Raw genomic sequence first — 12,236 nt, 5'->3', positions numbered from 1 at the left:
CACTACAACGGCGCCGACAGCTTTACCTATACGGTCAGCGACGGCCAGGGTGGTTCGAACACCTACACGGTGGCGATCAACATCACTGCGGTCAACGATGCGCCAGTGGGCAGCGGCACGACGATCACCACGGCAGAAGACACGGTCAAGACCGGCACCTTGCCAGTGGCCACCGATGTCGATGGCGATACGCTGACCTACGGCAAGGGTAGCGACCCCGCCCACGGCACGGTGGTGGTCAAGGCTGATGGCACCTATACCTACACGCCAGCGATCGACTACAACGGCGCCGACAGCTTTAGCTATACCGTCAGCGACGGCAAGGGTGGCGCGAACACCTACACGGTAGGCATCACGGTCACGCCGGTCAACGATGCACCGGTGGGCAGCGGCACGACGATTACCACGGCCGAAGACACGGTCAAGACCGGCACCCTGCCAGTGGCCACCGATGTCGACAAGGACACGGTCACGTATGTGAAAGCAACTGATCCGTCGCATGGCGCAGTCACCATCAATGCCGATGGTACTTATGTCTACACCCCAGTGGCCGACTATAACGGCGCCGACAGCTTTAGCTATACCGTCAGCGACGGCAAGGGTGGCGCGAACACCTACACGGTAGGCATCACGGTCACGCCGGTCAACGATGCACCGGTGGGCAGCGGCACGACGATTACCACGGCCGAAGACACGGTCAAGACCGGCACCCTGCCAGTGGCCACCGATGTCGACAAGGACACGGTCACGTATGTGAAAGCAACTGATCCGTCGCATGGCGCAGTCACCATCAATGCCGATGGTACTTATGTCTACACCCCAGTGGCCGACTATAACGGCGCCGACAGCTTTAGCTATACCGTCAGCGACGGCAAGGGTGGCGCGAACACCTACACGGTAGGCATCACGGTCACGCCGATCAATGACGCGCCGGTGGGCAGCGGCACGACGATTACCACGGCTGAAGACACGGTCAAGACCGGCATCCTGCCGGTGGCAACGGACATCGATGGCGACAAGCTGACCTACGGCAAGGGAAGCGACCCTGCCCACGGCACGGTGGTGGTCAACATCAATGGCAGCTACGTCTACACGCCAGCGGCAAACTACAACGGCGCCGACAGCTTTACCTATACGGTCAGCGACGGCCAGGGTGGTTCGAACACCTACACGGTGGCGATCAACATCACTGCGGTCAACGATGCGCCAGTGGGCAGCGGCACGACGATCACCACGGCCGAAGACACGGTCAAGACCGGCACCTTGCCAGTGGCCACCGATGTCGACAAGGACACGGTCATGTATGTGAAAGCAACTGATCCGTCGCATGGCGCAGTCATCATCAATGCCGATGGTACTTATGTCTACACCCCAGCGGCCGACTACAACGGCGCCGACAGCTTTAGCTATACCGTCAATGACGGCCAGGGCGGCAGCAATACTTACGCGGTGGTGATCACGGTCACGCCGGTCAATGACGCGCCAGTGGGCAGCGGCACGACGATTACCACGGCCGAAGACACGGTCAAGACCGGCACCTTGCCAGTGGTCATCGATGTCGACAAGGACACGGTCACCTATGTGAAAGCAACTGATCCGTCGCATGGCGCAGTCACCATCAATGCAGATGGTACTTATGTCTACACGCCAGTGGCCGACTACAACGGCGTCGACAGTTTTAGCTACACCGTCAATGACGGCCAGGGCGGCAGCAATACTTACACGGTGGCAATCACGGTCACGCCTGTCAATGACGCGCCAGTGGGCAGCGGCACGACGATCACCACGGCAGAAGACACGGTCAAGACCGGCACCCTGCCAGTGGCCACCGATGTCGATGGCGACAAGCTCACCTACGGCAAGGGCAGCGACCCTGTTCATGGCACGGTGGTGGTCAACGCCAACGGCAGCTACGTCTACACGCCGGCGAAGGACTACAACGGCGCCGACAGCTTTACCTATACGGTCAGCGACGGCCAGGGTGGTTCGAACACCTACACGGTGGCGATCAACGTCACTGCGGTCAACGATGCGCCAATAGGCAGCGGCACGACCATTACCACGGCAGAAGACACGGCCAAGACCGGCACCCTGCCAGTGGCCACCGATGTCGATGGCGACAAGCTTACTTACGGCAAGGGCAGCGACCCCGCCCACGGCACGGTGGTGGTCAAGGCTGATGGCACCTATACCTACACGCCAGCGACCGACTACAACGGCGCCGACAGCTTTACCTATACGGTCAATGATGGCAAAGGCGGCAGCAATACCTACACCGTGGCGATCAACGTCACCGCAGTCAACGATGCGCCGACCGCTTCCAATGCCACAGTGACGCTGAACGAAGACGCGGTGCTGTCAGGTTCCCTGCCGGCGGTGGTTGACGTCGATGGCGACAGCGCGACGTACGCCAAGGCGGGCGACCCGGCCCATGGCACGGTGACCGTCAATGCCGACGGTACTTACGTCTACACGCCGGCCGCCAATTTCAATGGTCCTGACAGCTTCAGCTACACGGTCAGCGATGGCAAAGGCGGCAGCAGCACCTATACCGTCAATATCACGGTCAACCCGGTCAACGATGCGCCAGTCGCGCCTGGCGGCGTACCGACCCCCGCCAACTTGTCTGCCGGCGTGGCCATGCCGGCGCTGGCGGTGCCGGCCTTTACCGATATCGACAACGCATCGCTGAACTACACGGCGACCCTCGCCAACGGCAGCGCCTTGCCGGCCTGGCTGGTGTTCGATCCGGCCACGCGTACCTTCAGCGGCACGCCGGCCAGCGACGCCGCCGGCACCTACTCGGTGCTGGTGCGCGCCAGCGATGGCACGGCCACAAGCAGCATCGCCGTCAACTTCACGGTGCTGCCGCTGCCGCAGCAGCCGGTAATCGCGCCGGAACCGGTTGCCGTGCCGGCGTCGGTGGTGGTGGAAACGCCGCAGGCACCGGCGCCATTGCCGGTGGCCGCCTTGCCGCCGCTGCCGATCTTCGTGCCGACGCCGGACATCGTCGACACCCGCATCAACGCTGCCGCGCCACTCAACATGGGTGGCAGCGACGCGACGATACAGTTGGATGGCCGCGGCATTCGCGCCGCCGACCTGTCGAACGCGGAGTATCGCCGCAGCGCCGCAATGAGCGATCTGTACACCGACAACAACGGCTTCCGTACGGTGGTGGCAAAGGCGGAAAATCCTGCGCTGATGCTGTTCCAGGGCGTGCCCGACCAGTACGCCGAGAGTGGCCGTGCGCTGGTGATGACGATCCCGAGCGACGCTTTCGTGCATACCCAGTCCGACGCGGTGGTGCGTCTGGCCGCCACCATGCAGGATGGCCGTCCGCTGCCATCGTGGGTGCAGTTCGATGCGCAGACCGGCAAGTTTACCGGCGAAGTGCCGACAGGCCTGGTGGGCGAACTGCGCATCAAGCTGACGGCGCGCGACATCAAAGGTCATGAAGCGACGGCGCTGTTCCGCATCAACGTGGGCCAGGCGAAAAACGCCATGGGCAAGAGCGGCTTGAGCGAGCAACTGCGCCAGGCCACTGCGGTGAATGCGGCGTATCGGGCCAGGGCGTAAGTGAAGGTATTACAAGGTTAGATGATGGAAAACACGCAACAAGACAGTCACTATCCGCTGGCAACGCTGCTCGACATGGCGCACCGTGCGCGCCATGTTGGCGAGCGGGTCGAACTGGATTTTTTGGCCGTCAACGGCAGCCATGCGCTGGCGCCTTATCGCCAGGGGGCGCTGTGGTTCGAGGACCGCAAGGTGTGCGCGCTGTCGGGCGTGGTGCAGATCGAGGCGAACGCGCCCTATGTGCAATGGCTGGAGCTGCTGTGCCGCAGCGCACCGGCCGGCGCCTTGACGGCCGTCGATTTTGATGGCGACGTTGCGACGCAATGGGCCGAATGGCTGCCGGCCTACGCCCTGTGGCTGCCGCTGCCGGCAGGCGCAGGCGCACAAGCCGCAGCGCGCGGCGGCTTGCTGCTGGCGCGCGACACGCCGTGGCTGGAGCATGACATTTCGCTGCTGACGCAGTGGTGCGACATCTTGCGCCACGCCTATGCGGCCGTCACGAAACCGGCGCCATGGTCGCCGTTTGCGCTCAAGTCGCGCTGGAAGAACCGCATGGCGCAGGAAAAGAGCGCGGCCTTGCCCTGGTGGCGCCGGCGCAAGGTGCAGGTGGCGCTGGGCGTGGCGGTCCTGCTTTGTATTCCAGTACGCCTGACCATCCTGGCGCCGGGTGAACTGGTGCCGGCCAATCCGGCCGCCATCCGTTCGCCGCTGGAAGGCGTGATCGAACGTTTCCATGTGAAGCCGAATCAGCTGGTGAAAAAGGGCGATCCATTGCTCGACTTCGACCAGGCGCAGTTGGATAGCCGCTACCAGGTGGCCAGCCAGGCGCTGGCCACGGCCGAAGCGGAATACCGCCAGTCGCTGCAGCAGGCGCTGACCGACAGCAAGTCGAAAGGCCTGCTGTCGTCCTTGCAGGGCAAGATCGAGGAACGCCGCGCGGAAAGCGAATTTTTGCACGGCCAGGCCGAACGCGCCCGCATCGTCGCGCCGCGCGACGGCATCGCGTTGTTCGATGACCCCAGCGAATGGATAGGCCGGCCCGTGATGACGGGCGAGCGCATCATGCGCATCGCCACGCCGAAAGACGTCGAAGTCGAAGCCTGGCTGGGCGTGGGCGACGCGATTCCGCTCGAAGCCGGCGCCGAGACCAGCTTGTACCTGGGTGCCAGTCCGCTGCAGCCGGTAACGGCCAGGGTGCGTTATGTCTCGTATGAAGCGCTGCCGCGCCCCGATGGCAGCTATGCCTACCGCGTGCGCGCCACGCTCGACGGTCCCACCGAACACCGCGTGGGCCTGAAAGGCACCGCCAAGCTGACCGGGCGCTGGGTGCCTGCCGCCTACTGGATCATGCGCCGGCCGCTGGCGGCGATCCGCCAGATGGTGGGGTTGTAATCCTTGGACAATCTGCTGCCCCACCAGTTCGAACAGCTGCGCCTGCCGCCGCTGCGCGAAGAACTGAGCCTGCACGCCGGCCCGGCGCTGGCCACCGGTGAACCCAGCTACACGCTGGAAGACCCGGTGCGCAACCAGTTCTTCCGTATCGACTGGCTGACCTTCGAAGTGCTGCGGCGCTGGACGCTGGGCAGTCCGCGGCAGGTGCTGCGCGATATCGAACAGGCTACGGCGCTCGATATCGGCTACGGCGAGATCGAATCGGTGCTCGGTTTTCTCGACCGGAACCAGTTGCTGCAGCCCGACCCGCTCGCGTCCGTGAAAACCATGGCCGCGCGCCACAAGGCGCAGCAGGGCGCCTGGCATACGCAACTGCTGCACAGCTACCTGTTTTTCCGCATCCCGCTGGTCAAGCCGGACCGCTGGCTGACGCGCGTGGCACCCTCGTTCGAATGGCTGTTCTCGAACACCTTTGCGCGCCTGACCCTGCTGGCGCTGGTGTTGAGCTGCATCCAGATCTACCGCGAATGGGATCGCCTCGGCAGCATGCTGATGGATACCTTCACGCCCACGGGCCTGGCCTGCTACGCCCTGGCGCTGGCCGGCGTCAAGTGCGCGCATGAGCTGGGTCACGCCATCACGGCCAAGCGGCGCGGCTGCCGCGTGCCGACCATGGGCCTGGCGTTCCTGGTGCTGTGGCCGGTGCCGTATACCGACACCAACGATGTCTGGCGCCTGAACAACAAGCACCACCGCCAGCAGGTGGCGGCGGCCGGCGTGGCGACCGAACTCATTATCGCCATCTGGTCCTCGCTGGCCTGGGCCGTGCTGCCCGACGGCGTGCTGCGCTCCATCGTGTTTCCGCTGGCGACCACCACCTGGATCGCCACCCTGGCCATCAACGCCAGCCCCTTCATGCGCTTCGACGGCTACTTTGTCGTCTCCGACTGGCTCGACATGCCCAACCTGCATGGCAGGTCGTTTGCGCTGGCGCGCTGGGATCTGCGCGAACGCCTGTTCGGGCTCGGTGCGCCGCCGCCCGAATATTTTCCGCCGCGCCGGCACTGGGGCCTGATTCTGTTTGCCTGGGGCGTGTGGCTGTACCGATTGACGCTGTTCCTCGGCATTGCCGTGCTGGTGTATCACTTTTTTATCAAACTGGTGGGGATCTTTTTGTTTGCAATCGAAATGAGCTGGTTCATCCTGCGCCCGCTGGCGACCGAACTGCGCGTCTGGCGCACCCTGTGGCCGCAGATCAAAACCACCCGCCGCACCCGCCGCACCGCCTGGCTGCTTGGGGCGGCTGTGCTGCTGTTCGTGCTGCCCTGGCCCACGCGCGTGCAGTCGAGCGGCGTGCTGCGCCCGGCCGAGGTGTTCCCCATCCACGCGCCCGAACACGCGATGCTGTCCGCGCTGCCGCTGCGCGACGGCGCCAAGGTCAAACCTGGCGAGGTGATGATGCAATTTGCCGTGGCGGAAAACGCCAGCCAGCGCCAGGCACTGGAAGCACAGATCGACAGCCTGCGCTGGCGCAGCGAAGGCGCCGGCTTCGACGTCGAACAGCGCGCGCAGAGCATGGTGCTGCGCGAGCAGCTGGCCAGCGCCGAAGCGAAACTGGACCTGCTCAAGGAACAGGCCGCCCGCTACCGCCCGGTGGCGCCGTTCGCCGGCACCCTGCGCGATATCGACAGCGAACTGGCGCCGGGCGTCTGGGTCGGCAAGAATGAGCGAGTGGGCGTGCTGGTCAGCGACCAGGGCGAGGAAGTGAGCACCTATCTCGATGAAGACACGGTGCGCCGCGTGGCCGTCGGCGACAGTGCACGTTTTTACCCGGACGGCCTGGAAGGCCCGTTCGTGCACTTGCAGGTCAGCGGCATCGACCAGGACGCCACCCACGTCCTGCCCAGCGGCCTATGGTCGGCCCAGCACGGCGGCTCGGTGACGGCGCGCGAAAAGCAGGGCTACTGGTTTCCAGAGCGCGCCGTCTATCGCGTCAGCTTCAAGGTGACGCAATCATCGGGCGAGCTGGCCGGGCGCAGCTGGCGCGGCAAGGTGGTGATCGCCGCCGACTGGGAAGCGCCGGGTACGCGGTTGCTGCGCGGCGTGGCGGCCATGTTGTGGCGGGAGGCGGGGTTCTGACACGGGTTGGCATCGGTCTGCTTGACGATGAGCACGATACAATCGCCGTCATGGTGACCTGATCAATGGCAAGCGATGGGGGAAGACCGTGCATTTGATGAATCCTGAACTGCTTGGCGCCTGGCATGGCGGCGCTGGGTGCCATGCAAGTTTCAGGCAGCGCGCGCCGGGTGCTGGTGGCAACCGGAGACGGGCTGAAATTGTATAAGAGTCTGGGCTGGGGCGTGCTGTCGCCATATTCGACGGCAGCGATTGCAGCCTGATCTGGCGTGGCGCTTGCAACTTTACCCCGCACCCCGCACAAAAACTGCCGGAGCCACACCGGCTTTGACGTAAAATTCACCCTTTCCCGACGTCACGGACCTGCTGCCCGCGTGAAGCTTATCGAACAACATCGTTTCCTGGCCGTCGCCATCGGCGCCTCGCTGCTGGCGCATGGCGCCTTGCTGGCGGTGCATTTTGTCGCGCCGGCGCCGCAGCGCGCCGTGGCCACCGATCCTGGCCTGGAAGTCATCCTGGTCAACGCCAAGCATGCGGCCCAGCCCTTGAAGGCCGAGGCGCTGGCGCAAGCCAATCTCGACGGGGGCGGGCAGGCCGACAAGGGCCGCGCCAAGTCGCCGCTGCCGGACATGCGCAAGGTGGAGGAGGGCGACAGCGTCAAGGCCAGCGCGCGCCGGATTACCGAACTGGAACAGAAGCAACAGGAATTGCTGACCCAGGCGCAAAAGGCCACGCCCTACAGCGCCGCGCCGGTGACGGAAAAAGACAAGCCCAACCCGACGGCGACCGGCTCGGATTTGTTAGAGAGCAGCAAGGCGATTGCGCGCATGGCGGCCGAGATCAGCCAGGCCGTGGAAGACCAGAACAAGCGGCCGCGCAAGACTTTTATTACGCCCAGCACGCAGGAGGTCGGCTATGCCATGTATTACAAGACCTTGCAAAAACGGGTCGAGGATATCGGTACGCTGAATTTCCCGCAAAAAAATGGCCGCAAGATGTACGGCGAGCTGGTGGTCTATATCCCGATCTTCCAGGACGGCACGATTTACCAGAAGGAAGGCGGCATCCGCATCGAGAAAAGCTCGGGCAACCCGGCGCTCGATGCGGCGGCGATTGCCATCGTGCGCCGCGCGGCCCCGTTCGGGCGCTTTCCTCCGAATATGCTGTCGAGTGACAAGGATGACCTGTGGGTTGTCATTACCCGATTTAAATTTACCCGCGAAGAAAAAATGGAAGCTAACCTCACAGGCGGCGGCAATTGAGCACCAACGATATCGAGCTTGACGCACTTGACGCCTATTGCGTGTTCGGCAATCCGATTGCCCACAGTAAATCCCCCGCCATTCATGCCGCTTTTGCCGAGCAAACGGGCGAGGCCATCGTCTATGAACGCCGGCTGGCGCCATTGGACGGTTTTGCGCTGGCGGCGCGCGGTTTTGCGGCCGAAGGCGGCCGTGGCGCCAATGTCACCGTGCCCTTCAAGCTTGACGCCTGCGCGCTGGCGACCGAACTGACGCCGCGCGCAAAAGCGGCCGGGGCGGTCAATACCCTGCGTTTCGATGGCGACGTGATCCTTGGCGACAACACCGATGGCGCCGGCCTGGTGGCCGACATCATGCGCAATGCCGGCGTGGACGTACAGGGCAAGCGCGTGCTGCTGCTGGGCGCCGGCGGCGCCGCGCGCGGCGTGGTGCTGCCGCTGCTGCAGGAGCAACCTCAAGAATTGTTTATTGCCAACCGTACCGTAGCGACGGCGCAGGCACTGGTCGAGCAATTCCAGCAAGCCGGCGCAGGCCAGGCTACCTTGCGTGCGGGCGGCTTCGAGCAGCCCGACGGCGTCTTCGATATCGTCATCAACGCCACGTCGGCCAGCCTGGCCGGCGACCTGCCACCGGTGCCGCCCACCGTGTTTGGCAGCCACACGCTGGCGCTGGACATGATGTATGGCGCCGCGCCGACCGTGTTCATGGAGTTCGCCAGCGCGCAGGGCGCGCAGGTGCGCGACGGCCTGGGCATGCTGGTCGAACAGGCCGCCGAAGCGTTTTTTGTGTGGCGCGGCGTGCGCCCTGAAACAGGGCAATTGCTGGCGCTGCTGCGCGGTGCCCTGTGAAGGCGGTCAAGAAGGGCGCGCGCAAGGGCGCGTCTGCCAGCCGCTATGGCTGGATCAAATGGCTGTTCATCGTGCCGGTTTTGGCCTTTGTCGTGGTGCAGCTGTATTTCTTTTTGCAGATCTGCTGGTGGGTCGACCATAATCCCACCAGCACTGCCTTCATGCGCGAGCAGTTGTCGAGCTTGCAGGAAAAGAATCCGCAAGCCCATATCCAGCAGATATGGGTGCCGTACGAGCGCATCTCGAACAATCTGAAGCGCGCCATTATCGCCTCGGAAGACGCCAATTTTTCCGAGCATGAAGGGGTGGACTGGGACGCCCTGCAAAAGGCGTACGAAAAAAACAGCAAGAAGCAGAAGGTGGTGGCGGGCGGCTCGACCATTACCCAGCAGCTGGCTAAAAATTTGTTCCTGTCCGGCTCGCGCAGCTATGTGCGCAAGGGCCAGGAACTGATCATCACCTATATGCTGGAAAGCCTGATGGACAAGCAGCGCATCTTTGAAATCTATCTGAACGTGGTGGAGTTCGGCAGCGGCACCTTTGGCGCCGAAGCGGCGGCGCGCCATTACTATCGCACCAGCGCGGCCAGGCTCAATGCGGGCCAGGCGGCCAAGCTGGCCGTGATGCTGCCCAACCCGCGCTATTACGACAGCCACCGCGATACGGGGTATCTGAACCGGCGCACCGGCGTGATCCTGCGCCGCATGGGCGCGGCGGAGTTGCCATAGTGACAGGTGTGGCCTGACAGGCAAGCGTGCCATGAAGAAAGCGTGGTATGGATGCTGCGCCGCACTATTTCGGTGAAAAAGGCAGGCGCGGGGGTGGTGGTCAAAAGGCCTTTGCGAGTACACTTGCGCTGTTTTGATTTCTGGCGCCAGCGCCACACCTGACACGATAACCCCACATCCGGCTGAGAGCGCGCATGATCAATGTCTTTGTATTACAGAATGGCCGGCTCAACCAGGTGCCGATCGACAGCCGCGCAGACCTTGAAAATGCCGAACCGGTGTGGGTCGACCTGACCGACCCGACCGATGATGAACGGGCCTGGGTCAAGGCCACCTACAACGTCACCCTGCCGGGTGAGGATGAAGTCAAGGATATCGAAGCGTCGGCCCGCTACTACGAAGCGGAAAACGGCGACCTGCATCTGCGCACCGATTTTCTGCTGGAAGAAGACGACGGCCCCTCGCGCGTGATCACGGTCGCCTTTATCCTGGCGCGCAAGATCCTGTTTTCGATGCATACGGACGACCTGCCCGTGTTCCGCCTGGTGCGCATGCGCGCCCGCTCGCGGCCCGGCTCGATTGCCGACTACATGGACGTGCTGCTGGACCTGTACGCCACCGACGCCGAATATTCGGCCGACGTGTTGGAGGGCATCTACCAGAACCTGGAAGAAGTCAGCACGCGCGTGCTGCAAAAGGAATTTACCGATGCGCACGCGGCCGAAGCGCTGAACGCCATCGCCCACGAGGAAGACTTGAATGGCCGCATCCGCCGCAACATGATGGATACGCGCCGCGCCGTCAGCTTTTTGATGCGCGGCCGCTTGCTCAATTCCGAGCAGTTCGAGGAAGCGCGCCAGATTTTGCGCGATATCGAATCGCTGGACGGCCACACCTCTTTTCTGTTCGACAAGATCAACTTTCTGATGGACGCCACCGTCGGTTTCATCAACATCAACCAGAACAAGATCATCAAGATCTTCTCGGTGGCCAGCGTGGCGTTCCTGCCGCCGACCCTGATCGCCAGCGTGTACGGCATGAACTTCAAGTTCTTGCCGGAACTGGAATGGACCTTTGGCTATCCGTGGGCCTGGGGCTTGATGATTACCAGCGCGATTGCGCCTTTCCTGTACTTCCGCCACCGCGGCTGGTTGAAGTGATCACGATTCGCTTTGTGCCCCCCGGGTCAGGCCGCAGAATTCGCGCGGGCCGGCGCCAAAGTGTTTGCGGAACGCGCGGCTGAAATGGGAGGGGTCGTTGAACCCCCAGCGCAGCGCGACGTCGTATAGCCTTTGTGCGTGGCCGGCGCCACGCTCGAATTCGTCGCGGCATTGTTCCAGCCGGCGCTTCAGCACATAGCGCATCAGCGAGATGTCCTCTTCCTCGAATAACTGGTTGACGTAGCGCGACGACAGGCCAACGGCATCGGCGATGACTTCGCCGCTCAAGGCAGGATCACCCAGGTGTCGTTCGATATGCTGCTTGACCCGCAGCAGCGTGATGGCGCGGCTGCGCGCCGGTGGCAGCGTGCTCGGTTGGGGCGAGAGTGCGAAGGCCAGCATGTCGAGCGCCTGCTCGGCCAGGCGTTCGCGTTGGGCGGCGTCGAATTGCGTCGAGTGGCCCGCCAGCGAACGGAAAAATGCCGCCGCCACCGCGCCCGGCCCTTGGGCGCCGTCGATGCGGCGTGCCATCGTTCGCTCCAGTCCGCCCACCCGGCTGCTCAGCGCGGCGCGCGGAATTTGTACGATCAGCTTGGTGAAATCTTCCGGCATGATCAGCTTGTGAGGACGGGTGGCGTCGTACACGGCCAGGTCGCCGGCTCCAAGGCGCGCCTCGCGGCCATCTTGTGCCAGAAATTCGCTGCCGGCCAGCAGCAGCACGGCAAAATAACAATCTTCGTTTTCCGTCTGTGCGTGGTGCGCCACGCGCGCCACCGATTGCGCCTTGGCCGCCACCGTGGCCAGCCGCAGTGACGCGTATTGGTGCGTTTCCATTCGTCCCGAGAAATCCGTGCCCAGCCGTGAGGCAATCTGCACCTCGGCGAAACGCCGGCAGACCAGTTCGCGCCAGTAGTCGACGCGGTGGTGCGGCTGCTGCCCGCTGGTTGTCATCAGCGTGACGCCTGGCAAGCGGGGGGGCGATGGATCGGTTTGCATGGGTACTCTTTCTTTTCCGCAAGGGCTGGTACAGCTTAACAAGCAAGAAGCATGGCGTCACCGGCTGCTGCCATGGCGATCTCCGTTACAGTCAACTGCGCCTCCGCCACGGACAAGACCGGCCGCCATGCC

The 12,236-nt window shown here is 63.6% G+C and carries 8 protein-coding genes; 7 read left to right on the top strand and 1 reads right to left on the bottom strand.

What is annotated here, in order from left to right; genetic code table 11:
• The 7 genes from CD932_RS06705 to corA all read left to right on the top strand — a co-directional run.
• Nucleotides 1-3,579: Ig-like domain-containing protein (locus tag CD932_RS06705; RefSeq protein ID WP_176460898.1), on the top strand; the 3,579-nt coding region annotated here is incomplete at its 5' end.
• A 24-nt stretch (nt 3,580-3,603) separates the two neighbouring features.
• Nucleotides 3,604-4,971: an efflux RND transporter periplasmic adaptor subunit gene (locus tag CD932_RS06700; protein ID WP_094443500.1), complete on the top strand. Its 1,368-nt coding sequence runs from the start codon at nt 3,604-3,606 to the stop codon at nt 4,969-4,971.
• 3 nt (nt 4,972-4,974) lie between these two features.
• Nucleotides 4,975-7,110 (top strand): secretion protein HylD, encoded by a 2,136-nt coding sequence (locus CD932_RS06695; RefSeq protein ID WP_094441951.1) that lies wholly within the window; start codon nt 4,975-4,977, stop codon nt 7,108-7,110.
• Nucleotides 7,111-7,484: 374 nt separating this feature from the next.
• The gene (locus CD932_RS06690; protein ID WP_094441950.1) at nt 7,485-8,372 is read left to right on the top strand and encodes a TonB family protein; all 888 of its coding nucleotides are present in this window, start codon (nt 7,485-7,487) and stop codon (nt 8,370-8,372) included.
• A complete protein-coding gene (gene aroE, locus CD932_RS06685) occupies nt 8,369-9,220 on the top strand; it encodes a shikimate dehydrogenase (protein WP_254926490.1) in 852 nt (283 codons plus the stop codon). The genes CD932_RS06690 and aroE overlap by 4 nt, the downstream gene beginning before the upstream one ends.
• Entirely contained in the window at nt 9,217-9,948 is a 732-nt protein-coding gene (gene mtgA, locus CD932_RS06680) for a monofunctional biosynthetic peptidoglycan transglycosylase (protein WP_094441949.1), read from the top strand. Before aroE ends, mtgA begins: the two co-directional genes overlap by 4 nt.
• 194 nt (nt 9,949-10,142) lie before the next feature.
• Nucleotides 10,143-11,108: a magnesium/cobalt transporter CorA gene (gene corA / locus CD932_RS06675; protein ID WP_065309743.1), complete on the top strand. Its 966-nt coding sequence runs from the start codon at nt 10,143-10,145 to the stop codon at nt 11,106-11,108.
• On the opposite strand, the gene CD932_RS06670 is transcribed toward corA, so the two are convergent.
• Nucleotides 11,109-12,104 (bottom strand): helix-turn-helix domain-containing protein, encoded by a 996-nt coding sequence (locus CD932_RS06670; protein ID WP_094441948.1) that lies wholly within the window; start codon nt 12,102-12,104, stop codon nt 11,109-11,111.
• Nucleotides 12,105-12,236: the final 132 nt, after the last annotated feature.

Origin of the sequence: Janthinobacterium sp. PC23-8, from assembly GCF_002250505.1 — a bacterium.
Lineage (GTDB): Bacteria > Pseudomonadota > Gammaproteobacteria > Burkholderiales > Burkholderiaceae_D > Janthinobacterium.
This window is presented reverse-complemented; position numbering and strand designations above follow the sequence as displayed.